The organism is Sporichthyaceae bacterium, assembly GCA_036269075.1.
Classification (GTDB): Bacteria; Actinomycetota; Actinomycetes; order Sporichthyales; family Sporichthyaceae; genus DASQPJ01.
Window position 1 is genome coordinate 32396 of the sequence record DATASX010000088.1, and the last position, 22637, is coordinate 55032.

The 22637-nt window shown below is 70.4% G+C and carries 23 protein-coding genes; 8 read left to right on the forward strand and 15 right to left on the reverse strand.

Translation table 11 applies throughout. The annotated features are described in order from the left end of the window. The first annotated feature begins 262 nt into the window (after positions 1 to 262). A complete protein-coding gene (locus VHU88_16615) occupies positions 263 to 460 on the forward strand; it encodes a hypothetical protein (GenBank protein ID HEX3613313.1) in 198 nt (65 codons plus the stop codon). A gap of 20 nt (positions 461 to 480) precedes the next feature. Here VHU88_16615 and VHU88_16620 read toward each other — a convergent pair whose 3' ends face one another. From VHU88_16620 to gap, 5 genes are all read right to left on the reverse strand, one after another. Continuing rightward, on the reverse strand, positions 481 to 831 hold the full coding sequence (locus VHU88_16620; GenBank protein HEX3613314.1) for an RNA polymerase-binding protein RbpA: 351 nt from the start codon (positions 829 to 831) through the stop codon (positions 481 to 483). A gap of 55 nt (positions 832 to 886) precedes the next feature. Beyond that, the gene (gene secG, locus VHU88_16625) at positions 887 to 1117 is read right to left on the reverse strand and encodes a preprotein translocase subunit SecG (GenBank protein ID HEX3613315.1); all 231 of its coding nucleotides are present in this window, start codon (positions 1115 to 1117) and stop codon (positions 887 to 889) included. A gap of 150 nt (positions 1118 to 1267) precedes the next feature. Next, the gene (gene tpiA, locus VHU88_16630) at positions 1268 to 2050 is read right to left on the reverse strand and encodes a triose-phosphate isomerase (protein ID HEX3613316.1); all 783 of its coding nucleotides are present in this window, start codon (positions 2048 to 2050) and stop codon (positions 1268 to 1270) included. Next, positions 2050 to 3255, reverse strand: coding sequence for a phosphoglycerate kinase (locus VHU88_16635; protein ID HEX3613317.1), 1206 nt, complete (start codon positions 3253 to 3255; stop codon positions 2050 to 2052). The genes tpiA and VHU88_16635 overlap by 1 nt, the downstream gene beginning before the upstream one ends. Positions 3256 to 3263: 8 nt before the next feature. Beyond that, complete coding sequence (gene gap, locus VHU88_16640; protein ID HEX3613318.1) at positions 3264 to 4268, reverse strand: type I glyceraldehyde-3-phosphate dehydrogenase; 1005 nt, start codon at positions 4266 to 4268, stop codon at positions 3264 to 3266. Between the two features lie 189 nt (positions 4269 to 4457). Here gap and VHU88_16645 point away from each other — a divergent pair, with 189 nt between their 5' ends. Beyond that, entirely contained in the window at positions 4458 to 5534 is a 1077-nt protein-coding gene (locus VHU88_16645) for a hypothetical protein (GenBank protein ID HEX3613319.1), read from the forward strand. Here VHU88_16645 and VHU88_16650 read toward each other — a convergent pair. The 7 genes from VHU88_16650 to uvrA all read right to left on the reverse strand — a co-directional run bounded on the left by VHU88_16650 (position 5528) and on the right by uvrA (position 15401). Further along, positions 5528 to 6328, reverse strand: a complete 801-nt coding sequence (locus VHU88_16650; protein ID HEX3613320.1) for an oxygenase MpaB family protein — start codon at positions 6326 to 6328, stop codon at positions 5528 to 5530. The genes VHU88_16645 and VHU88_16650 overlap by 7 nt on opposite strands. An 83-nt stretch (positions 6329 to 6411) precedes the next feature. Next, the gene (gene whiA, locus VHU88_16655) at positions 6412 to 7392 is read right to left on the reverse strand and encodes a DNA-binding protein WhiA (protein HEX3613321.1); all 981 of its coding nucleotides are present in this window, start codon (positions 7390 to 7392) and stop codon (positions 6412 to 6414) included. Between the two features lie 112 nt (positions 7393 to 7504). Beyond that, positions 7505 to 8488, reverse strand: a complete 984-nt coding sequence (yvcK, locus tag VHU88_16660; GenBank protein ID HEX3613322.1) for a uridine diphosphate-N-acetylglucosamine-binding protein YvcK — start codon at positions 8486 to 8488, stop codon at positions 7505 to 7507. Between the two features lie 227 nt (positions 8489 to 8715). Continuing rightward, positions 8716 to 9624, reverse strand: coding sequence for an RNase adapter RapZ (gene rapZ, locus VHU88_16665; protein HEX3613323.1), 909 nt, complete (start codon positions 9622 to 9624; stop codon positions 8716 to 8718). 27 nt (positions 9625 to 9651) lie between these two features. Further along, positions 9652 to 11712 carry an excinuclease ABC subunit UvrC gene (gene uvrC, locus VHU88_16670; GenBank protein ID HEX3613324.1) on the reverse strand — a complete coding sequence of 687 codons (2061 nt, stop codon included), beginning with the start codon at positions 11710 to 11712 and terminating at the stop codon, positions 9652 to 9654. 64 nt (positions 11713 to 11776) lie between these two features. Continuing rightward, positions 11777 to 12361, reverse strand: a complete 585-nt coding sequence (locus tag VHU88_16675; protein HEX3613325.1) for a Rieske (2Fe-2S) protein — start codon at positions 12359 to 12361, stop codon at positions 11777 to 11779. Between the two features lie 166 nt (positions 12362 to 12527). Next, positions 12528 to 15401 carry an excinuclease ABC subunit UvrA gene (uvrA, locus tag VHU88_16680; GenBank protein HEX3613326.1) on the reverse strand — a complete coding sequence of 958 codons (2874 nt, stop codon included), beginning with the start codon at positions 15399 to 15401 and terminating at the stop codon, positions 12528 to 12530. A 476-nt stretch (positions 15402 to 15877) separates the two neighbouring features. Here uvrA and VHU88_16685 point away from each other — a divergent pair, with 476 nt between their 5' ends. From VHU88_16685 to VHU88_16695, 3 genes are read left to right on the forward strand one after another with little or no spacing between them, the layout of a single operon-like run. Beyond that, entirely contained in the window at positions 15878 to 16615 is a 738-nt protein-coding gene (locus VHU88_16685) for a maleylpyruvate isomerase family mycothiol-dependent enzyme (protein ID HEX3613327.1), read from the forward strand. 27 nt (positions 16616 to 16642) lie between these two features. Beyond that, entirely contained in the window at positions 16643 to 17299 is a 657-nt protein-coding gene (locus VHU88_16690; protein ID HEX3613328.1) for an MBL fold metallo-hydrolase, read from the forward strand. Then, positions 17278 to 18501, forward strand: coding sequence for an FkbM family methyltransferase (locus tag VHU88_16695; GenBank protein ID HEX3613329.1), 1224 nt, complete (start codon positions 17278 to 17280; stop codon positions 18499 to 18501). Before VHU88_16690 ends, VHU88_16695 begins: the two co-directional genes overlap by 22 nt. Positions 18502 to 18516: 15 nt before the next feature. Here the strand turns inward: VHU88_16695 and VHU88_16700 are convergent, their stop codons facing one another. Then, the gene (locus tag VHU88_16700) at positions 18517 to 19206 is read right to left on the reverse strand and encodes a hypothetical protein (GenBank protein HEX3613330.1); all 690 of its coding nucleotides are present in this window, start codon (positions 19204 to 19206) and stop codon (positions 18517 to 18519) included. 116 nt (positions 19207 to 19322) lie between these two features. Here VHU88_16700 and VHU88_16705 point away from each other — a divergent pair, with 116 nt between their 5' ends. Together VHU88_16705 and VHU88_16710 are read left to right on the forward strand one after the other, a co-directional pair. Further along, positions 19323 to 19565, forward strand: a complete 243-nt coding sequence (locus VHU88_16705; protein HEX3613331.1) for a DUF4404 family protein — start codon at positions 19323 to 19325, stop codon at positions 19563 to 19565. Positions 19566 to 19832: 267 nt separating this feature from the next. Further along, positions 19833 to 20957, forward strand: a complete 1125-nt coding sequence (locus VHU88_16710) for a DUF222 domain-containing protein (GenBank protein HEX3613332.1) — start codon at positions 19833 to 19835, stop codon at positions 20955 to 20957. A 115-nt stretch (positions 20958 to 21072) separates the two neighbouring features. Here the strand turns inward: VHU88_16710 and VHU88_16715 are convergent, their stop codons facing one another. Both VHU88_16715 and VHU88_16720 read right to left on the reverse strand, forming a co-directional pair. Then, positions 21073 to 21273, reverse strand: coding sequence for a ferredoxin (locus VHU88_16715; GenBank protein HEX3613333.1), 201 nt, complete (start codon positions 21271 to 21273; stop codon positions 21073 to 21075). Between the two features lie 31 nt (positions 21274 to 21304). Further along, positions 21305 to 21700 carry an SCP2 sterol-binding domain-containing protein gene (locus VHU88_16720; GenBank protein ID HEX3613334.1) on the reverse strand — a complete coding sequence of 132 codons (396 nt, stop codon included), beginning with the start codon at positions 21698 to 21700 and terminating at the stop codon, positions 21305 to 21307. A 140-nt stretch (positions 21701 to 21840) separates the two neighbouring features. On the opposite strand from VHU88_16720, the gene VHU88_16725 reads away from it, so the two are divergent. Next, on the forward strand, positions 21841 to 22629 hold the full coding sequence (locus tag VHU88_16725; GenBank protein ID HEX3613335.1) for an enoyl-CoA hydratase-related protein: 789 nt from the start codon (positions 21841 to 21843) through the stop codon (positions 22627 to 22629). Positions 22630 to 22637: the final 8 nt, after the last annotated feature.

The window sequence follows — 22637 nt, forward strand, 5'->3', positions numbered from 1 at the left end:
CTAGCGACGCCCGCTCCGGGGGCGCCCGGGCGCACTCTCATACCTGGAGCATCAGTTCGGGCCCGCCGAAGCCGCGAATCCGACGCCTCGCGTATGAGAGTGCGCGCCTCGCGCATGAGAGTGCGCACTGCGCTCATCGATGAGCGCAGGGACTGCCGTCACTGGACGGTAAGGACGCGCAGGCGCATCCTGAGGGTCAGGCACCTGAGAATTCAGTAACCGAGACGCATATCAGTTCGGTGATGAGTGGGAGGAGCCAGAAATGATCGATTCGCTGTCCGTCACTGCCGCGGTAGTGGTGTTCCTCGGCTGCACGGCCGCAATCCTCGGGCTGACGCTGATGTGGGCGATGTCCAACCGGCGTCCGGTGTCGGTCCACCCGCACCTGACGGGACGACCGGCGCAGCCCTACTGGTACAGCCCGACGGGCCTGCAGGACGAGCGCGGAATACACCTGTAGCAAGCGCCCGCTGCGTGCGATCAGTACGGGCGGCCGGTGGTGCGCAGCTTGTCGAGCGCCTCGGCGAGGATCGCCTCGCCGTCGGCGATCGTCCGGCGCTCGCGCACGTAGGCCAGGTGGGTCTTGTACGGCTCGGTGCGCGGCGGTGCCGGTGGCGCGCTGGCGTCCTGGCCGGCCGGGAAGCCGCAGCGCGGGCAGTCCCAGAACTCGGGCGCGGTGACCGTGCCCTCCTCCGCGAAGCTGGGCCGGGTCTCGTGTCCGTTCGCGCAGTAGTAGGAGATCCAGAAGCGCGGCGCCGTGTCGCCTCGCTCGGCCTCACCCATCGGCCCCGCACCTACGCGGCTGCCCCTGATCGCGTTACCACTGGCCACAGGATGTCCTCCGGGAACGGGACTGACAGTTGATCGGATCGAGGAGAGCGGGGAATCAGTTCTTCAGTACCAGCGAGAGGCTGATGCAACTGATGATCCACACACTCATCACGATGTAGGTGATCCGGTCCAGGTTGCGTTCCGCGATCGACGAGCCGCCCAACGACGACGAGACACCGCCGCCGAACAGGTCGGAAAGACCGCCGCCTTTGCCCTTGTGCAGCAGCACGAGCATGATGATGAGCACGCTCGTGACGATCAGCAGCACCTCGAACAGAACCGTCACGGTCTGCTCACCACCTTCCGGACACCTCTTGATGCGGTCGAGCCCGACGCCCCGCAGCCTCACCACGGGCACAGCAGCACAACCCGAACACACTTCTGCGTTGCAAAGACTACGTCGTCCGCGCGGCGGGTCACGCAACCGGCAGGCGTGTCAGGTCTTCGGGGCGTCCCGATAGCGGACGATCCGGGTGAACTCGACCGGGTCGAGGCTTGCCCCGCCGATCAGCGCGCCGTCGACATCGGCCTCGACCATGATCGCCGCCACGTTGTCGCCCTTGACCGATCCGCCGTAGAGAATCCGCACCGCGTCGGCCGTCTCGGCCGAGTAGAGCTCCTGCAGCCGGTCCCGGATGGCCGCGCAGACCTCCTGCGCGTCGGCCGGGGTGGCGACCTCGCCGGTGCCGATCGCCCACACCGGCTCGTAGGCGATGACCATCGTGCGGGCCTGCGCGGCGGGAATGTCGACCAGTCCCCTGTCGACCTGCGACAGGCAATGCCCGACATGGCCGGCGGCTTTGCGCACCTCCAAGCCTTCGCCCACGCACATGATCGGGACCAGCCCGTGCCGGAAGGCGGCCCGGACCTTGGCGTTGACCAGCGCGTCGTCCTCGTTGTGGTATTGCCGCCGCTCCGAGTGCCCGACCAGGGCGTAGGTGCACGTCAGCTTCGCCAGCATCGCGCCGGACACCTCGCCGGTGTAGGCGCCGGAATCGTGCGCCGAGATGTCCTGGGCGCCGAACTTGATCCGCACGTGGTCGCCGTCGATCACCGTCTGCACCGAGCGGAGGTCGGTGAACGGCGGGATGACCACCACCTCGACGGCGTCGAAGTCCTTGTCGTTGAGGGCGAAGGCCAATTTCTGCACCACCGCGATCGCCTCGAGGTGGTTCAGGTTCATTTTCCAGTTGCCGGCCATCAGCGGCGTTCGTGCCACTAGTCCTCCAGGACCGTTAGTCCGGGCAATTCCTTGCCCCCCAGGTATTCCAGGCTCGCGCCGCCGCCGGTGGAGATGTGTCCGAAGGCGTCGTCGCGGAAGCCGAGCCGGCGGATCGCGGCGGCCGAGTCGCCACCGCCGACCACCGAGAAGCCCTTACCGGTGGCCAATGCCTGGGCCACGGCTCGGGTGCCAGCGGCGAAGGCGTCCATCTCGAACACGCCCATCGGGCCGTTCCAGAAGGTGGTGGCCGAGTCGGCCAACGCGCCGGCGAAGGCCGCGGCGCTGGCCGGGCCGATGTCCAGGCCCATCCGGTCGGCCGGGATCGCCTCGACGGGGACGACGATCGCGTCGGCATCGGCGGCGAAGCGATCGGCGGCCACCACGTCGGTGGGCAGGAGCAGCTCGACGCCCTCGTCGGCGGCCCGGGACAGGTACCCGCGGACGGCGTCCACTTGGTCGCTCTCCAGCAGCGACTTGCCGACCTCGTGGCCCTGGGCGGCGAGGAAGGTGAACACCATGCCGCCACCGACCAGGATGCGGTCGGCCAGGCCGAGCAACCGATCGATGACCGCGAGCTTGTCCGAGACCTTCGAGCCGCCCAGCACGACCGTGTACGGACGCACCGGGTCCTCGGTCAGCCGACGCAGCACGTCGACCTCGGCCCGGACCAACGGCCCGGCCGCGTGCGGCAGCAGCCGTGCGACGTCGTAGACGCTGGCGTGCTTGCGGTGCACCGCGCCGAACGCGTCGTCGACGTAGACGTCGGCCATCGCGGCCAACTCCGCGGCGAACGCGCCGCGCACCGACTCGTCCTTCGAGGTCTCCGCGGCGGAGAACCGGACGTTCTCCAGCACTACGACCTGACCATCCGTCAGATCCCTTACGACAGCCATCGCGTCGGGTCCGCTGACTGCCGGGCTGAACTCCACCGGCAGCCCGGCCAACTCCCCCAGCCGCCGGGCCACCGGGGCCAACGAGAGCGCCGGCACGACCTCGCCCTTGGGGCGACCCAGGTGGGCGCAGACGACCACCCGGGCGCCGCGGCCGGCCAGTTCGGTGATCACCGGCAGGCTGGCCCGGATGCGGCCGTCGTCGGTGATGGCGCTCTGTCCGTCGGATCTGGTGTCCAGCGGCACGTTGAGGTCGCTACGGACCAGTACGCGACGCCCGCGCAGGTTGCCGAGTTCGTCGATGCTCCGCATGGCCGGACTCAGAGCGAGCGGCCGACCAGGGTGGTCAGGTCGACCAACCGGTTGGAGTAGCCCCACTCGTTGTCGTACCAGCCGACGATCTTGGCCTGGTTGCCCTGCACCATCGTCAGCAACGAGTCGAAGGTGCACGACGCGGGCCAGGTCACGATGTCGGAGGACACGATCGGGTCCTCCGTGTAGTCCAGGATCCCCTTCAGCGCCCCCTGCGCCGCGGCCTGGAACGCCGCGTTCACCTCGGCCTTGTCGGTCTCCCGGCCCAGCGTGAGCACCAGGTCGGTGACCGAACCGGTGGGCACCGGCACGCGCATCGCGATGCCGTCGAGCTTGCCCTTCAACTCCGGCAGCACCAGCGCGGTCGCCTTCGCGGCCCCCGTCGAGGTCGGAATGATGTTGGTGGCCGCCGCGCGCGCCCGCCGCAGGTCCTTGTGCGGGAAGTCCAGGATCACCTGGTCGTTGGTGTACGCGTGGATCGTGGTCATCAGGCCGTTGACGATGCCGAAGTTCTCCAGCATCACCTTGGCCATCGGGGCCACGCAGTTGGTCGTGCACGAGGCGTTCGAGATCACGTTGTGCGCCGCCGGGTCGTACTTGTCGTCGTTGACGCCCATCACGATCGTGATGTCCTCGTCGCTGGCCGGTGCCGAGATGATCACCTTGCGAGCCCCGGCGGCCAAGTGCTTGGCGGCGTCGGCGGCCTTGGTGAAGTGCCCGGTCGACTCGATGACGATGTCGGCGCCGAGGGACTTCCAGGGCAGTACCGCCGGGTCGCGCTCGGCGACGACCGCGAACGACTTGCCGCCGACGCTGATCTCGTTGTCCGAGGCCTTCACGTCCGTGCCGAGGCGACCCAGGATGCTGTCGTAGCGCAGCAGGTGGGCCAGCGTCCCGGTGTCGGTGAGGTCGTTGACCCCGACGATCTCGATGTCCGCCCCGGACGCCAGCACGGCGCGGAAGAAGTTGCGGCCGATGCGTCCGAAGCCGTTGATACCTACTCGGATCGCCACTGGCGGTCCTCCTCATGCGCTGGTCAGGGCCTGAATGAAGCCTAGCCCCCCGGTCTTCGTGAACCTCACGGCCCTGTATTCGGTACCCCGCAGACAAACCCGGACAAACCTCCGAATCGGTTGCTATTTGCGCAAGCGCGACTGATCGTGAGAATCGCCAGATCTCGGTCCGCGCGGAAGGGGAGCGCCATGGGGCGGCTGCGACTTCGACTCGGTGCCCTGTTCATCGCTGTGGCGGCCCTGGCTGCGGCCCCGGGCAACGTCTCCGCGGCGCTTGCCGCCACTGCCTCCACAGCGGCGTCCGGGCCGCAGGTGAGCAAGGTGCGGGTCGGGCCGTTCGTGCTCCCGCCGGCGCCATTGGGCGACACCGGCGAGCAGAACCGCTTCGTGCCGACGATCCCGAAGCCCTGCGCCGACTGCTTCATCACCGCGGTCGTGCCCAAGCTCCTCTACGCCGACGGCAAGCGCGCCGACATGGACACCGGTGTGATGCTGCACCACCTGGTGATCTTCGAGCCGGGCAAGGCCGACGCGACGTGCGGCCCCACGCAGGGCATCGGTGCCCTGGGCCGGCGGATCTTCGCCTCCGGCGACGAACGGACCCCGATGCAGCTGCCGTCCGGCTTCGGCTTCAAGGTCGAACCGGGTCGCTGGACCGGCGTCGTCGATCTCATGAACCACAGCGACCAGGCGCGCACCGTGTTCTTCGAGGCCGACGTCACCCACGTCCCGGCGAGCACCGCTGGGATGAAACCGGTCACGCCGGTGTGGCTCGACGTCGCCGACTGCGGCAACTCCCAGTACTCGGTGCCGGCCGGGCACAGCGCGACCCCGTGGGACTGGCACTCCACGCTGACCGGGCGGATCGTGGCCGCAGCTGGTCACGTCCACCCGGGCGGCCAGGGCGTCACCCTCGACGACACCTCCACCGGGCAGCGCATCTGCGCCTCGCGAGCCACCTACGGCAGCGGGATGTTCGCCGGGATGGTCACCTCGATGTCCGGTTGCAGTTGGGACAGCCTGGGCGTGGTCCGGGCCGGTGACGACCTGCGGATCACCAGCCTCTACGACGCGCCCCGGACGCTCACCGGCGTGATGGGGATCATGCTGATCGCCGTCTATGAGACCGACGACCTGAAGTCCGGGACAGCGGCGCCGGCCGCGATGCGCCGTACCCCGAACACGGCGGTGCCCAGCGACATCGCCGACGACTCAGGCGCACATGAGTCGATGCCCGGGATGAAAGGCATGCCCAAGGGTCACTGACCGGCCAGTCGAGCCACGGCCGCCCGCTGGTGCGGGCCCTGCCTGACCTGCTCCGGCAGCAGGTCGACGGCTCCGCGCAGGGTCCGTAGCAGCAGGCCGACCGACAGGTCCGCGCCCGGCGGGCGAGGGACCCGGTACAGCCGCCGGGCCCAGCCGGGCAAGGTGTCGAACGCGACCGCGGACAGCACCACCCAGGCCGGCAGCGCGGGAGTGAGCAGCCGGACCTGGTTCGGCATCGGCGGGACGAGCAGGAACCGGGCGACCTGACGGGCCTCCTGGCCCGCCGCGAGCTCTGGCCGCATCCGGTCGAAGTACTCCCCCAACGCGGCCCGGTCGGCCGGCACGTCCTTGGGGTCCAGCCCGACCAGCCAGGCGTTGGCCGCCTGCTCGGCCAGGTAGGCGTCGGCATCGACCCTCGGCCCGCCGGAGCGCAGGGCCACGTCCAGGAACGACTCGACCTCGCAGCAGTGCACCCAGCGCAGCAGGTGCGGGTCGTCGACCTCGAGGCGGGCGTGCATCAACCGGATCCGCTCGGCGGCGGCCCGGGCCTGCGGAGCCGAGCCGAAAGTGGTCACCCCGACGAACTCGGCAGTACGGATCAGCCTGCCCCACGGGTCCGCGCGGTAGTCGGAGGCGCCGAACACCCCGCGCAGCGCCGCCGGGTGCAGGGCCTGCAGGTACAGGGCGCGGACTCCGCCGATCCAGGCCACGGGATGGCCGTGGATCGCCCAGGTCGCGCTGCCCGGCCCGTACAGCCCAGCGTCGCCCGGGGCCTGTCTGGTCGCGCTGTCCATCCGCCCAGTGTTGCCCACGCGGCACCGCGAAGTGCCACCGGACAGCTGACGGATCGTCAGAAAGCGTGGTGCGCCTGGTGGTGCTACGGGACGAGCATCTCCGGGGTCAGATTGGCCTCAGTGTCCGGGATCCCGAGTTCGGAGGCCCGCTTGTCGGCCATGGCCAGCAGGCGCCGGATCCGTCCGGCGATGGCGTCCTTGGTCAGCGGCGGGTCGGACAGCGCACCGAGTTCCTCGAGGCTGGCCTGCTTGTGCTCCACCCGCAGCTTCCCCGCGGCGGCCAGGTGGTCCGGAACCTCGTCGCGCAGGATCTCCAACGCGCGGGCCACCCGGGCGCCGGCGGCTACCGCCGCGCGGGCCGAGCGCCGCAGGTTCGCGTCGTCGAAGTTTGCCAGCCGGTTCGCGGTCGCCCGGACCTCGCGGCGCAGCCGCCGCTCCTCCCAGGCCAACACGCTCTGGTGGGCCCCGAGGCGGGTCAGCAGCGCGCCGATCGCGTCGCCGTCCTTGACGACCACCCGGTCGACCCCGCGGACCTCACGGGCCTTTGCCGCCACGCCCATCCGGCGAGCCGCCCCGACCAGGGCCAATGCCGCTTCCGGGCCGGGACAGGTGATCTCCATCGCCGAGGAGCGGCCCGGTTCGGTCAGCGAACCGTGGGCCAGGAACGCACCTCGCCAGGCAGCCTCGGCATCGCACAGCGAACCCGAGACGACCTGCGGCGGCAACCCCCGGACCGGGCGGCCGCGGCCGTCGACCAGGCCGGTCTGGCGAGCCAGGGCCTCGCCGGCCGCGACGACCCGGACAACCCACCGGCTGCCCCGCCGAAGACCCCCCGGGGCCATCACCGCCACCTCCGAGGGGTGGCCGAATATCTCGGCGATGTCCTTTCGCAATCGCCGAGCAGCGGATCCCGTGTCGAGCTCCGCCTCGACCACAATCCGCCCGCCGACCAGGTGCAGTCCCCCTGCGAACCGCAGCGTCGAAGACACTTCTGCCTTACGACAACAGGGTTTCGTCACCGCCAGTCGGCTCAGCTCGTCCTTGACCGACGAGGTCATCGCCATGTCTCGACCCTAGCGAAGGATCGGGGAGCAGAATACGTGGGCGGAACAATTCCGAACCACGGCTGCACTTCGACGCAGCCCCCCCGGGAAGCCGACAGGACACACACGGGAATCAGCGGCATGTTCGAATCCTGCCACGAGCGAAGATGCTGCGGTACGCGAGTGCGAGACGTCTTGGATCGTGACGTGCCACACCATCGCCCACACCGACCGGTTCGAGCACCAGTTCCGCCCCGAATGCGGCGACCGCCTTGGCCAGTCCGGGCACGTCGGTGACCGACTCGGGATCGGCGAGGACCACGTCCAGCCACAGGTCAGGGGCGTGTCCGGCCAGCACCTCGAGGTAGGTGTGCGGTGAGAACCCAGTGGTTTCCCCTTGCTGGGGAGCCAGATTCAAGGTCAACAACCGGGCCGCGGAAGTTTCCGTCAACGCCTTCGCAAGTTCCGGGACCAACAGGTGCGGGAGCACGCTCGTGAACCAGGAACCGGGGCCGAGCACAACCCAGTCCGCCTCGCGGACGGCAGTCACGGCCTCCGGGCAGGCCGGCGGGTCCGCCGGTTCCAGCCCGAGCACGACCACCTGGCCGCGGGTGGTCGCGACCGCGACCTGGCCCCGGACCTCCGCCACCCGGGTCGGGTCGTCCGGGTCCAGCCCGGCGACCTCGGCGACGATGTCCAACGGCACCGCGGCCATCGGCAGCACCCGGCCGCGGGCCCCGAGCAGCCGTCCGACCCAGTCCAGGCCGGCCACGGTGTCTCCGAGCAGGTCCCACAGCGCGACGATCAGCACGTTGCCGACGACGTGGTTGTGCAGGTCCCCGGCCGGGCCGAACCGGTGCTGCACGACCTTGCTCCAGGTCGCGCCCCACTCGTCGTCGCCGCACAACGCCGCGAGCGCCATCCGCAGGTCGCCCGGCGGCAGCACCCCGAGGTCGCGCCGCAGCCGCCCGCTGGAGCCGCCGTCGTCGGCCACGGTGACCACCGCGGTCAGTTGCTCGGTCACCTGCCGCAGCGCGGTCAGCGAGGCGGCCAGCCCGTGGCCACCGCCCAGCGCGACCACCCGCGGTCCGGCGGCGCGCCTGTCGTCCTGGCTCACCGGCATGCCTCCGCACGCCCGCGCGAGCTCGACGGTGGCGGGCACTGCGACATCGACTCACTCGCAAGCTCGCTCACCGGCACGCCCCCGCACGCCCGCGCGAGCTCGACGGTGGCGGGCGCCGCGACATCGATTCACTCGCAAGCTCGCTCACCGCCGTGCCTCCGTACTCCCGTGCGAGCTCGACGGTGGCGGGCACTGCGACATCGACTCACTCGCAAGCTCGCTCATTCGCGGCCCACGTCACGGTGCACGATCCGGACCGAAGCCCCGGTGTCCGCGATCTGCGGACCGATCTGCTCGGACATGGCGACGCTGCGGTGCTTCCCGCCGGTGCACCCGACCGACAACGTCACGTACCGCTTGCCCTCGCGCCGGTAGCCCTCCAGCACCGGACGCAGCAGCGCCAGGTAGCCGTCGAGGAACTCCTTGGCCCCGGGCCGGCTCAGCACGTAATCGCTGACCTCCGGGTCCAGGCCGGTGCGGTCCCGCAGCGCCGGCACCCAGTGCGGGTTGGGCAGGAAGCGGCAGTCGACGACGAGGTCCGAGTCGACCGGCAGGCCGTACTTGTAGCCGAACGACAGCACGGTCACCGACAGCGGCGGTTCGACCGCGCCCGAGAAGACCTCGTCGATCCGCTCCCGGAGCTGGTGCACGTTCAGCAGGGTGGTGTCGATGACATGGTCGGCCCGGCCGCGCAGGTCGCGCAGCAGGGCCCGCTCGGCGGCGATACCATCAGTCAGCCGACCGTCCTCCTGCAACGGGTGCGGCCGCCGGACGCTCTCGAACCGGCGCACCAACGCACCGTCAGACGCCTCCAGGAAAAGCACCCGGAGCACAACCGCCCGGGCCTCGAGCTCGACCAGGGCATCCCGCAGCGAGTCGAAGAACGCCCCGGAGCGCACGTCGACGACGGCGGCGATGTTCGGCACCCCGCCCTTGCTGCGCACCCCGAGTTCCACGAGCCTGGGCAGCAGAGCCGGCGGCAGGTTGTCGACCACGAACCAGCCGCGGTCCTCCAGCGCGTTGGCCGCGGTGCTGCGACCGGCCCCGGACATCCCGGTGATGATCGTCAACGAGATCGGGGCGTCCGGTGGCGGGCCGCCCGCGGCGTCAGTCTCCGGTGCGTTGCTCATCGCTGCCCACCCGTCGCCTGCACTGGTTCATTCCGGGTCCCCCTCGTCGGCCGGGCCGGTCGATCCCGTGCTGTCGTCCTCGATGCGGTCTTCCTCGATGCGGTCGTCCCCGATTCTGTCGTCCTCGATGATGACGCCCGTGGTCATGTTCACCGCCGGACCCCCACCCGGCAGGCTCGCCAACGCGGCGTGGACCGCGGCCGCCGTCCGCGGACCGAAGCCGGGCACGGCCGCGATCTGGGTGACCTCGGCGACCCGCAGCTTCTTCAACGACCCGAAGTGCGCGAGCAGTTGGGCCCGCCGCTTGTCCCCCAGGCCAGGCACCTGCTCCAGCCGGCCGGCGAGCATCGACTTCGAACGCCGGTTGCGGTGGTGGCTGATCGCGAACCGGTGGGCCTCGTCGCGGACCCGCTGCAGCAGGTAGAGGCCTTCGCTGCTCCGCGGCAGGATCACCGGGTACTCGGTGTCGGGCAGCCACACCTCCTCCAGCCGCTTGGCCAGCCCGCACAGCGCGACGTCGTTGACCCCGAGCGCGTCCAGTGCGGCGGCCGCGGCCGCGACCTGCGGCGGGCCACCGTCGACCACGACCAGGTTCGGCGGGTACGCGAAGCGGCGGGGCCGCCCGGTCTCAGGGTCGATCGGCTGGGCCGCGTCCGGGGTGGCCCCGTCCCGTTCCTCGAGGTACCGACGGAACCGGCGGCTGATCACCTCGCTGATCGAGGCCACGTCGTTCTGGCCGTCGACGCTCTTGATGTTGAACTTGCGGTACTCGCTCTTGCGGGCCAGGCCGTCCTCGAACACCACCATCGAGGCCACGACCTCGGTGCCCTGCAGGTTGGAGACGTCGAAGCACTCGATGCGCAGCGGCGCCTCGTCCAGCCCGAGGGCGTCCTGCAGTTCCTGCAGCGCCACCGACCGGCTCGTGAGATCACCGGCCCGCTTCGTCTTGTGCAACGCCAGGACCTCGACCGCGTTGCGGGCGACCGTCTCCATCAGCGCCTTCTTGTCGCCGCGAACCGGGACGCGCAGCTCGACCCGGGCGCCGCGGCGCCGCTGGAGCCATTCGGTCAGCGCGGGCACGTCGGGCGGCAGAGCCGGGACCAGCAGCTCGCGGGGAACCGCCTCGAATGATCCTGCCTCCCCGCCCTCCGCCTCATCGCCGTAAAGCTGCTGGATGAAGTGCTCGACGAGCTCCGCGGGGCCGATGTCCTCGACCTTGTCCACCACGAACCCGCGTCGTCCCCGCACCCGACCGTCGCGGACGTGGAAGACCTGGACCGCGGCCTCCAGCGCGTCCTCGGCCAGCGCGATCACGTCGGCGTCGGTGCCGTCGCCGAGCACCACGGCGTTCTTCTCCATCGCCCGACGCAGGGCCCCGATGTCGTCGCGGATGCGGGCGGCCCGTTCGTACTCCTGCTCGGCGGCCGCCGCGGTCATCTCCTTCTCCAACCGCCGCAGGTACCCCGCGGTCCGGCCGGCCATGAAGTCGCAGAAGTCCAGCACGATGCGCCGGTGCTCATCGGCGCTCACCCGCCCGACGCAGGGCGCAGAGCACTTGTCGATGTAGCCGAGCAGGCAGGGCCGCCCGGACAGCGCCGCCCGCCGGAACACCCCGGCCGAGCAGGTCCGGGCCGGGAACACCCGCAGTAGCAGGTCGAGGGTCTCCCGGATGGCCCAGGCATGGGCGTACGGGCCGAAGTAGCGCACGCCTTTCTTCTTGGGCCCGCGCATCACCTGCAGCCGCGGGTACTCCTCGTGCAGCGTGACGGCCAGGCTCGGGTAGGACTTGTCGTCGCGGTACCGGACGTTGAACCGCGGGTCGTACTCCTTGATCCAGGAGTACTCGAGCTGCAGCGCCTCGACCTCGGTGGCGACCACCGTCCAGTCGACCTTGGCCGCGCTGGTGACCATCGTCTGCGTACGCGGGTGCAACGCGGCCGGGTCCTGGAAGTAGGAGCCCAACCTGGACCGCAGGCTCTTGGCCTTGCCGACGTAGATGACCCGGCCGTGCGCGTCCGAGAACCGGTAGACCCCCGGTGAGTCCGGGACCGAGCCCGGACGGGGGCGATAGGTGCTCGGGTCGGCCACACCGCCAGCCTAGGCGGCCGCACCGACGGTCCTGACGCGTCTTTGGCGGTTCCCGCCGCGCGGGTCAGCCTTGGAGGCTGATGCTGTCGCCGCTGATCGTCACGTTCTTGGCCGCGAGCGGGCTCGCGGCGGGGCCGTGGACCACGGAGCCGTCGGTGATCGAGAACTTGCTGCCGTGGCAGTAGCAGTTGATGGTCCCGCCGGAGACGTCGCCGACGGTGCACTGCTCGTGGGTGCAGACCGCGGTGAACGCCTTGTACTGACCGGCGGTCGGTTGGGTGACCACAATCTTCTGGCTGCCGAAGACGTTGCCGCCACCGACCGGAACCTTGGAGGTCGAGCCGAGCGAGGTGCCCGAGGACGCGGCTGCCGAGGACGAAGCGCTGCTGGGAGCGGCCGAGGCCTCCGGGGTGGAGCCCGCCGAGGTCGGCATCGACGAGGGCGTCGACGCGGTGGACGAAGGGCCCGCAGGCGGCGCACCGGACGAGGCAGTGTCCGAGGACCCCTTGCTGCCGCAACCGGTCAGCGTGCCACTGAGGCCGACGGCACCCAGCGCCAAGGCGCCGCGCAGCACCGAACGGCGGGCGCAGCAGCGGGTGCCGCCCAGCTCCGACTCGGCGGGAACGGCGACGCTCTGCTCGTGGGTCATTCCGACACTCTCCAGATCTCCGAACCGGTGGGTAACAATCGTCCCGAGCCTATTCGGCCCGTGTGACACCCCGGGTTGGTCCGCGTCACGATTGGGTTGCACTGGGCCGTCGGGCCGTACCAGGAACGCAATCCAGGCCGTGGAAAGTCGCGCTGAGGCCGCGGGATCAGCGAGCGGCGCGCTTCTTCCGAGCCGGCTGCGACTTGCCCAGTAACGGCGCGAGGAATCGTCCGGTGTGGCTCTGGGCGCACTGCGCCACCTCCTCGGGCGTGCCGGTCACCACCACCTTGCCCCCGCCCGACCCACCCTCCGGGCCCATGTCGACGATCCAGTCCGCCGTCTTGATCACGTCGAGGTTGTGCTCGATCACGATGACCGAGTTCCCCTTCTCGACAAGGGAGGTCAGCACACCGAGCAACTTGCGGACGTCCTCGAAGTGCAGGCCGGTGGTCGGCTCGTCGAGCACGTAGATCGTGCGACCGGTGGAGCGCTTCTGCAGTTCCGCGGCCAGTTTCACGCGCTGCGCCTCGCCGCCGGACAGCGTCGGCGCGGGCTGCCCGAGACGCACATAGCCGAGCCCCACCTGGTTGAGCGTCACCAGGTGGCGGGAGATGGCCGGGATGGCCTCGAAGAACTCCGCGGCCTCCTCGATCGGCATGTCGAGGACCTCGGCGATCGTGCGCCCCTTGTAGTGGACCTCCAACGTCTCCCGGTTGTAGCGGGCGCCGGCGCAGACCTCGCACGGCACGTAGACGTCGGGCAGGAAGTTCATCTCGATCTTGATCGTGCCGTCGCCGGAGCAGGCCTCGCAGCGGCCGCCTTTGACGTTGAACGAGAACCGCCCGGGCAGGTAGCCACGGACCTTGGCCTCGGTGGTCTCGGCGAACAGTTTGCGAATGTTGTCGAACACCCCGGTGTACGTGGCGGGGTTCGACCGCGGGGTGCGCCCGATCGGGCTCTGGTCGACGTGGATGGCCTTGTCGATGTGCTCGAGACCGTCTATGCGGGTGTGCCGGCCGGGCGCGGTCCGGGCGTTGTACAGGTGCTTGGCCAGTGCGTTGTAGAGGATGTCGTTGATCAGGCTGGACTTCCCCGACCCGGAAACCCCGGTGACCGCGACGAAACAGCCCAACGGGAAGCTGACGGTGACGTCGTCGAGGTTGTGCTCCTTCGCCCCACGCACCGTCAGTTCCCAGCCCCGCTGGGGTTTCCGCCGCGTGGTCGGCACCGGGATCGACCGCCGACCGGACAGGTAAGCCGCAGTCAGCGAGTCCGGAGTCTTCAGCAGTTCGCTGTACGGCCCGGAGAACACCACCTGGCCGCCATGCTCGCCGGCGCCCGGACCGATGTCGACGACCCAGTCGGCGGTGCGGATCGTGTCCTCGTCGTGCTCGACCACGATCAGCGTGTTGCCCAGCCCGCGCAGCCGCAACAGGGTGTCGATCAGCCGGTGGTTGTCGCGCTGGTGCAGCCCGATCGACGGCTCGTCGAGGACGTAGAGCACACCGACCAGACCCGAGCCGATCTGGGTGGCCAACCGGATCCGCTGAGCCTCACCGCCGGCCAATGTCCCGGCCGCGCGGTCCAACGTCAGGTAGTCCAGACCGACGTCCAGCAGGAAGCCCAGCCGGGCGTTGACCTCCTTGAGCACCCGCTCGGCGATCTGCTGTTCCCGTGCGCTCAGATCCAGGTTGCGCAGGAACTCCGCGCAGCCCGCGATGGGAAGTGACGCCACGTCAGCAATCGAGCGCCCGCCCAGCGTCACGGCGAGCGAGACCGGCTTGAGCCGCGCCCCACCACACGCCGGGCACGGCACCTCGCGCATGTACCCGGCGAAGCGGTCGCGGCTGGCGTCGCTCTCCGCCTCGGCGTGCCGACGCGAGACCCACGGCAGGACGCCTTCGTAGCCGGTGTAGTACGAGCGGACCCGGCCGTAGCGGTTCTTGTACTTCACGTGGACCTGGTGCTGGTGGCCCTCGAGGATCGCCTTGCGGGCCTTGGCCGGCAGCTTCTCCCAGGGCGCGTCGGTGCTGAAACCGAGGGTCTCCCCCAGCGCGGTCAGCAATCGACCGAAATACTCCGAGGTGTGCGCCGAGGCCCACGGCGCGATCGCGCCTTCCTCCAACGACTTGCTCGGGTCCGGGACGACCAGCTCCGGGTCGACCTCCATGCGGGTGCCCAGGCCCGCGCACTCCGTGCAGGCCCCGAACGGGGAGTTGAACGAGAACGACCGCGGCTCCAACTCCTCGAAGTCCAGGTCGTCGTACAGGCAGGCCAGGTGCTCGGAGAAGACGCGCTCGCGATGCGGGTCGTCCTCCGGCAGGTCGATGAACTCCAGTGTGACCAGACCGCCTGACAGCCCGAGCGCGGTCTCCACCGAGTCGGTCAGCCGCCGCTTGGCCGAGCCCTTCACCGCGAGCCGGTCGACGACCACCTCGATCGTGTGCTTCTCCTGCTTCTTCAGCGTCGGCGGTTCGGTGAGCGCGTGCACCACCCCGTCGACCCGGGCCCGGGAGTACCCCTTGGCGACCAGTTCGCGGAACAGCTCGCCGTACTCCCCCTTGCGCTCCCGGACCACGGGGGCGAGCACCTGGAACCGGCTGCCCTCCTCCAGCTCCAGCACCCGGTCGACGATCTGCTGCGGGGTCTGCCGGGCGATCGGGCGGCCGCACTTGGGGCAGTGCGGGCGCCCGGCCCGGGCGTAGAGCAACCGCAGGTAGTCGTAGACCTCGGTGATTGTGCCGACGGTCGAGCGCGGGTTGCGTGAGGTGGACTTCTGGTCGATGGAGACGGCCGGCGACAGGCCCTCGATGAAGTCGACGTCGGGCTTGTCCATCTGCCCGAGGAACTGCCGGGCGTAGGCGGACAGCGACTCGACGTAGCGGCGCTGGCCCTCGGCGAAGATGGTGTCGAAGGCGAGGCTGGACTTGCCCGAGCCGGACAGCCCGGTGAACACGATCAAGCTCTCGCGGGGCAGGTCCAGCGAGACGTCCTTGAGGTTGTGCTCGCGCGCGCCCCGCACGATCAGACGGTCGGCCACAAACGCCCCTCGACTTCGCCGGTGCTCAGTTCCACTGACCGCTCCGGACTGCTTCGGGCGCCCCGCCGGCCCCCGCCGGTCATCGTATTCGTCGCTGCGCTCCTCAACAGTCTTCGATCGGCTCGGCAGCTACGAGGGCTCGCGGGCTCGCTCTCGCGCTGCTCTCGCCTCAATCGACTGTAGGCAACGCCAGCGACAAATGCCCCGGCCGCACTCGACAGCCCCTTCGGCTGGCCACCGCCGAGCGGGCGTGACCAAGATCCACATCTGCCGCCGAGGTGTGGCGGGCCGACGACGGTATCTTCCGCATGTGAGATCCGCACCCCATCGGCCGAGCACGAGATCCAGGCCCGGCGCAAGCCCGACGGTCCCCGACGAAGGGCGACAGCCGTGAGCGAGCGTGCGAGCGAACCAATGTCACAGGTGTCACAGGGTCAGCCACCACCTGGCCCGCACGGGCGGATCGAGGCAAGCCGGTGACCGCGGTGCTGGACGCGACCGCAGTGGCGCTCGCGGTCGACGAGATCGACGCGGCCTCCGACCGCATGCTGGACGCGGTGAGCGCGCTGGACGACGACGCCCTGCGCGCGCCGTCCAAGCTGCCCGGATGGACCCGCGGGCACGTGGTCACCCACATCGCCCGCAACGCCGAGGCCCTGCTCAACCTGCTGCACACCGCCGCGACCGGCGAGGACCGGCCGATGTACCCGTCCTTCGCCGCCCGCAACGACGCCATCGAGGCCGGCGCCGGGCGGGGTGCCGAGGAGATGGCGCAGGACCTGGCAGTGGCTGCGGCCGAGTTCAGCGACGCCGCCCGCTCGCTGCCGGTGGAGAAGTGGAGCGACGAGGTCACCCTGATGACCGGGCGAGTGGTCCGGGTCGCCTGGCTGCTGCCGGGGCGCATGCGGGAGGTCGAGTTCCACCACGTCGACCTGGACCTCGGATACACCCCGGCGCACTGGGACATCGGTTTCGTGCGCGCCTGCCTGGACGAGTTCGTGGCATCGATGTCGGGTCGGCCGGGCATACCCGAACTGACCCTGAAGGCCACCGACGGCGCCGGCGACACCTGGACGGTCCATGGCGACGGCGCCCCGGCGACCGTCAGCGGCCCGCGGCCCGGGCTGCTCGCCTGGCTCTCCGGGCGGGGTTCCGGCGACGGGCTGAGCGCCGGCGACACCGTCGGCCTGCCCGAGCTCCCACCCTGGCCCTGACGTCACCGCAACGCAGAGGAGAAACCGATGACCGCGTACCACGGCAAGGTCACCGTCGGCGGACCGCCGGACGTCCGGGAACTGCCCGGTCTCGTCATCAGCAAGGTCGCGGTCGGTCCGATGGACAACAACAGCTATCTGCTGCGCTGCCGGGACTCCGGTGAGCAGTTGCTGATCGACGCGGCCAACGACGCCGACACGCTGATCACGCTGCTGAACGGGCCGCTGGAACGGGTCGTGACGACCCACCAGCACTACGACCACTGGCAGGCGCTCGGGGCGGTCGTCCGGCACACCGGAGCGCGCACCACCGCGCACGCCCTGGACGCCGAGGGCATCCCGGTCCCGACCGACGACGAGGTCACGGACGGGGCCGAGATCACCTTCGGCCGCGTCACCCTGCGGGCGATCCACCTCGTCGGCCATACCCCGGGCAGCATCGCGTTGCGCTACGACGACCCGGAGGGCAGGCCGCACCTGTTCACCGGCGACTGCCTGTTCCCCGGCGGCCCCGGCAACACCTTCGGCAACGCCGCCAACTTCATCTCGCTCATCGATGATCTGGAGACCAAGATCTTCGGCACGCTGCCGGACGAGACGTGGGTCTACCCCGGCCACGGCGCGGACACGACGCTGGGCGCGGAACGGCCGAGCCTCGCGCAGTGGCGTGCCCGCGGGTGGTGAACTCCGCCACCCCGCCCGGCCTGGGCCAGCGCCTGCGCCGCGCCCTGCGCCCGATCCGTCGCCTGGTCGGGCGCTTCGCCGCCCCGGAGGCCGGCGGATTGCCGGTGCCGGGCAGCGTGCGGTCCGGCTCGGCCGCCGGCCGGGTGCGCCAGGTGCAACGCACCGTCAACCGCAACCACCTCGACGAAGTGCCGATCGACGGCTCGTACGGGCCGGCAACCGAGGCCGGCGTCAAGGCGTTGCAACGGGAGCTGGGCCTGCCCGCTACCGGCGTGGCCGACCCGCTGACGGTCTCGCTGGCCCTGACTCGCGCCGACCGACTGGCCCGCGAGCGGGCCACGGACCTCGCGACCCCGCGCCGCACGTTGCTTCGGCTGCCGGTGCCGCCGCAGCCCCGGGACCCGGCCCGGCCCGGGCGCGGGCACCTGATCCTGGAGACCGCCAGCCGCGGCTGGGCGGTGAAGCTGCTCCAGCAAGGCGGCTTCGCCGGCTACGAGGCCGAGTCGACGGCCTGTTTCCTCGCGCTGCTGGACCGGCTCGGACCGGACGGCTTGTTCTTCGACGTCGGCGCCAACGTCGGCCCGTTCTCGCACCTGGCCGCCGCGGTGGGCGGGTGGCGGGTCGTCGGCTTCGAACCGACGCCGGACCTCGCGTCCGCCTTCCGCCGGATCGCCGAGGCCAACCAGTTCGACGCCCGGCTGGAGGAACTCGCGCTGGGCGCGGTGCCCGGGGCCGCGAAGCTGTACCTGTCCGACGACTCCGACTCCTCGAACAGCCTGAATCCGCAGTGGCGCAAGTCGTCGCGACAGCTGATGGTGCCGGTCGAGACCCTCGACAACTACGTCGCGCGCTCCGGCGCGGCCCCGGCGGTGCTCAAGATCGACACCGAGTCCACCGACGCCGAGGTGCTCGCCGGGGCACAGCGGCTGCTGGGCGAGCACCGGCCATGGCTGATCGTCGAGGTCGTCGAGGACGAGTTCGGCGGGCCCATGGAGGAGCAGGTCGCGGCGTTCGGCTACACCTACTACCCGCTGCTGGACGACCGGATGCCGATGCGGCCGCAGCCGCACTTGAAGGGTTCCGGGGTCTCCCAGCAGTGGAACTGGCTGCTGGCCCCCGAGCCGCTGGACGACGCGTTCAGCGAGCAGGTCGCGCGGTGGCGGGCGGCATTGGCACCGTGCACGCCGGAGCCGTCGGACTGACCGAGCCGAACCCGCTCAGGTCGCCCTGATCGAGATCGGGCCGCTGTTGTTGCCGCCGGCGGCCGCGTCGCCGGCCCACAGGACCCGGTAGACGTAACGACCCTTGTCCGCGGGCTTCACCCAGAAGTGCGCGTCCCCGCCGCTGTTCAAGGTCGCGCCGGCGACCCTGGTCCAGTGCTTATGGACGTACCACTGCAGGACGACGGGGGTTCCGGGCTGGGCCGGGACCAGTTGGACGTCGATCAGCACGGCGTGCTTGTGCTTGACGGTCGTCTTGTTCGGGGTGGCCACGACCTGCGCCGTCACGCCGCCGGTGACCGAGGACGAACTCGACCCGGCCACCGTGTCGGTCCCAGCGAACTGCGCGACGTACTGCGCCGCCGCCGCCATCGGCAGATCCGTCTGGTAGTTGCCGCTGCCGTCGGCGGTGGTGGTCGCCACAACGACGCCGCCGGTCGAGCTCATCCGGCGGATCTGGACGACCGCGTTGGGCACGCCCGGGCCTGTCGTGGTGTCCTCGACCTTACCGAAGACGCCGAGGTCCGGGGTCTCCGGCCGCTGCGGGATCATCGCGATCGTCACCGACGACGTGTCGAGGGAGGTCGCCGCGACCGGCGGGGTCGCCACGCAAGCGGCCAGCGCGAGCGCCAGCACGCAGGCCCCGACGCCGGTCCGCAGGCCGCGGATCCGGCCAACTTCTGCCACACCGTTTCGGCGCACAACTCGAGCAAAGCGTTCCCCGCCGCGCGGTGGAAGGGACGTTCGCCCGACGCGCCATCCACCGTTCGGCCGACCGGAGCGGCGCCGGGTACGGTGAGCGCGTGGACGAGCATCTGCATGGCCTGCGCGAGCAACTCGACGCCGCTGCCGCGAACACCGACGACGCCGAGCGTGCCGAGCTGAACCGGCTGCGTACCGAGGTCGACCTGCACGCGAGCGCCGGCGATCACCACCGCCTGGCGGAATCCCTGGCCCGCGGCGAGACCAGGTTCGAGTCCGGCCACCCCAAGCTGGCCGACGCGATCCGCCGGGTGCTGGACGCGTTGTCGTCGTCCGGTATCTGAGCTCTCGTCAGAAACGCTCGACGCCACTGGCTCACGCCGAGGCTTCGTGGGCTGACTCCTTACTCGGTGGTTGCGTTCAGCCGGCCTGTGGGAGGGAGGGGTTCGGACCGTAACCACTGTGCAGGTCCGTCGGACGTCGGTCACCGGCTTCCAAGGCCTGTGCAGCTGATCGCAGCGGCGAGCTACGGCGCCCGACCACCGGTAAACAGATCCGGGAATTCGCCGATTTCCCTTGCAGAGATGGGAAAACCGGGCGAGAATAGTCTCATGTCGAACACCAGTTCGAACCGGCTCATGTCGGTCGAGGAGGCCCTGGACTGGCTCGCGGCCACCGCCGGCGAGATCACCTGGACCGGCGCGGTCACTGACGGCACCGACGTGCTGGCCCGCATCGGGGTACTGGAGCGGCAGGTCGCGATGGTCCAGGGCGAGCAGGTGCTGGCCATGGCCGAATGGGTCGCCGACTCCCTCGACCGCCATGACGCGGAGCGCCCCGTGTGGGTCGACCCGCAGACCTGGGAGCAGTCCCAGGAGTTGGACTTCGCCGAGCGTTCGGCCTACGCCGAGGTCGCCCTGGAGCTGGGCCTGGCCGACTGCACCAGTGATCAGCGGGTCCATGTCGCGGTGGAGCTGCGGCGCCGCCTGCCGGGCGCCTTGGCCGCCCTGTGCGCCGGGCGGATCACGATGGCCAAGGCCCGGGTGATCCTGGAGGAGACCGCCGAGCTCGACGCCGAACTGCTCGCGCAGGTCGAGGCGGCAGCACTGGGCAAGGCCGAGGGACTCACCCCGGCGAACCTGCGCCGGGCCACCCGCCGCGCCGTGGCCCGCCTCGACGCCAACGCTGTCGCCAAACGCCGCGCCACGGCCGTAGCGCAACGCTCGGTGAAGATGTGGGAGATCGGCGATGGGATGTCCGCCCTGGAAGCCATCCTGCCCACCCCGGTCGCACAGGCCGCCTTCGCGGTCATCGACGCCACCGCCCACCAAGCCATCACCCCAGGTGACGATCGCAGCATCGACGCGGCCCGTGCCGACGCCCTGGTCCTCACTATCTGCTTCCCGCCCGACATGGCCCCGCGGATCAGCTACCAGATCCAGATCATCTCCACCGACCCCGACCTGAACGCCGACCCCACCCGCCGCCTCCCTACCGCGGCCCAAGCCCGCTACGTGAAAGCCCGCGACCAGCATTGCGTCCACCCCGGCTGCCGGGCCACCCGCACCGAGCAGGACCACACCACCGCCCACACCGGCGGCGGGCCCACACTCACCACCAACCTCGCCTTGCGATGCAGGAAGCACCACACCCTCAAGCACTTGCTCGGCTGGACAGCCACCCAGGACCCCGACGGCACCCTCACCCTGACCACGCCGTCAGGCCGGACCTACTGAACCCGGCCTCCGGATGAAGACGGCATCGATCAACCCGTCGAGAAACTGCCCCCGCCGAGGCAACCGGCTCCGGATCTCCCCGAGCAACCGCCCTTCTGAGCCGCCTGGCCGACTGCTACTCCTCGACGAGGCTCAGCGCCTCGGTCGGGCAGCCTTCGACGGCGGACTCCACTTCTTTCAGTCGATCCGCCGGCGGGCATTCCTGGAGCACCTTCATCGTGCCGTCGTCCTGAATCTCGAAGATCCCGGGGGCGCTCTCCTCGCACATCCCGAGGCCGGTGCACCGGTGCCGATCGACGACTATGCGCTTGGCCATCCGTCCTCCTCCCGCGCGTCCGACTCGCCTGCTAGGCCTTGTCCTTCTCGGCGACCAGTTCGCGGTACATCGGGAACAGCGGCTTGGTCAGCGGCACCAGCTTGAGGATCTTGTTCACCGGGCCCTTGGCCTTGACCTGGCCCTTCGCCATGCCGACGGCGAGGTTGTAGTCGCCGCGCCAGAACTTGTCGGCGATGTCGGCCGACATCGCCAGCGTCACGTCGGCGGGCTCGTCGATGGGACCGTTGACGATCGCGAACTCGTCGCGCATCACGATGTTCATCTCGACGTCCGGGTCGGTGTAGAGCACTCGCATGACGAGGTTCGCAGCCTTGAGCTTAGGACCGGACTCGGGGTGCTCGGCAGCCAGCCGGAACACCCCGCCGATGTACTTGTCCACCTCAGCTGCGTCGGCGAAGTAAGCCATCAGGCGCGCTCCTCTCGGGACCCGGTGAAGCCGCCCTCGGGGTGTGGCGGCCGTCACGTACCGGGCGTCGGACAGAATTCAACACGTACGCGCAAGTAGCCAAGTGCCCAGGGTGGGCGAAGGTCGAGGGAGCGCCGCCAATGAGTGAGGCAGCCACCGCCGTCGTGTCCGGACGAGTCCTCCAGGTCCGGTTGACGGCCCCGGAGCGCGCCAACGCCATCGATCTGGAGTCGGTGAGCAGCCTGTACAAGGCCCTGGACGGCTTCGGGCCCGGCATCGGCGCGCTCAGCCTGCTGCACGACGGGCCGAACTTCTGCGTCGGCGGCGACGTCAGCGGCTTCCGCGACGCGACCGACCCGGAGGCGTACCTGTTCGAACTGGCCGAAGCGGCGCATCGCTGCATCCGGGTCCTGTCGGCGGCCCCGGCCCCGGTGGTCATCGGTGCCCGTGGTTGGGCGGCCGGCGCAGGGATGGCGATCCTGCTGACCGCCGACATCCTCGTACTGGGCGAGTCCGCCAGGATGCGAGTTGCCTACCCGGCGATCGGCATCACACCGGACTGTGGTCTGAGTTGGAACCTCCCCCGGATCGTCGGCCGCGCGCGGGCCCGCGAGATCCTGATGACCAACCGCCCGGTCGATGCCGCCGAGGCGCTCGCCATCGGGATCGCGGCCCACGTGGTGCCCGACGAGGCGGTCGAATCGACTGTCGACCGCATCGCCGCGGAGCTGTCGCAGGGCCCGACGCAGGCCTACGGCAACATCCGCGGGCTGCTCTCCGACGGCGAGTCCCGGACCCTCGACGAGCACCTCGACTTCGAGGCCCGCTCGATCGCCCGCAGCGCCGTCACCGCGCAGGGCGCCGAGGGCATCCGCGCGTTCCTGGAGAAGCGTCGCCCCGTCTTCCACCCTGACGGACCGTCACGATGAAGCTTGGC

What these genes read in the sequence shown, in the direction of transcription:
- VHU88_16615 (HEX3613313.1), top strand. Translation starts at nt 263, where the DNA reads ATGATCGATTCGCTGTCCGTCACTGCCGCGGTAGTGGTGTTCCTCGGC.
- VHU88_16635 (HEX3613317.1), bottom strand. Translation starts at nt 3,255, where the DNA reads ATGCGGAGCATCGACGAACTCGGCAACCTGCGCGGGCGTCGCGTACTG.
- VHU88_16645 (HEX3613319.1), top strand. Translation starts at nt 4,458, where the DNA reads ATGGGGCGGCTGCGACTTCGACTCGGTGCCCTGTTCATCGCTGTGGCG.
- VHU88_16650 (HEX3613320.1), bottom strand. Translation starts at nt 6,328, where the DNA reads ATGGACAGCGCGACCAGACAGGCCCCGGGCGACGCTGGGCTGTACGGG.
- whiA (HEX3613321.1), bottom strand. Translation starts at nt 7,392, where the DNA reads ATGGCGATGACCTCGTCGGTCAAGGACGAGCTGAGCCGACTGGCGGTG.
- rapZ (HEX3613323.1), bottom strand. Translation starts at nt 9,624, where the DNA reads ATGAGCAACGCACCGGAGACTGACGCCGCGGGCGGCCCGCCACCGGAC.
- VHU88_16675 (HEX3613325.1), bottom strand. Translation starts at nt 12,361, where the DNA reads ATGACCCACGAGCAGAGCGTCGCCGTTCCCGCCGAGTCGGAGCTGGGC.
- VHU88_16690 (HEX3613328.1), top strand. Translation starts at nt 16,643, where the DNA reads ATGACCGCGTACCACGGCAAGGTCACCGTCGGCGGACCGCCGGACGTC.
- VHU88_16710 (HEX3613332.1), top strand. Translation starts at nt 19,833, where the DNA reads ATGTCGAACACCAGTTCGAACCGGCTCATGTCGGTCGAGGAGGCCCTG.
- VHU88_16715 (HEX3613333.1), bottom strand. Translation starts at nt 21,273, where the DNA reads ATGGCCAAGCGCATAGTCGTCGATCGGCACCGGTGCACCGGCCTCGGG.
- VHU88_16720 (HEX3613334.1), bottom strand. Translation starts at nt 21,700, where the DNA reads ATGGCTTACTTCGCCGACGCAGCTGAGGTGGACAAGTACATCGGCGGG.
- VHU88_16725 (HEX3613335.1), top strand. Translation starts at nt 21,841, where the DNA reads ATGAGTGAGGCAGCCACCGCCGTCGTGTCCGGACGAGTCCTCCAGGTC.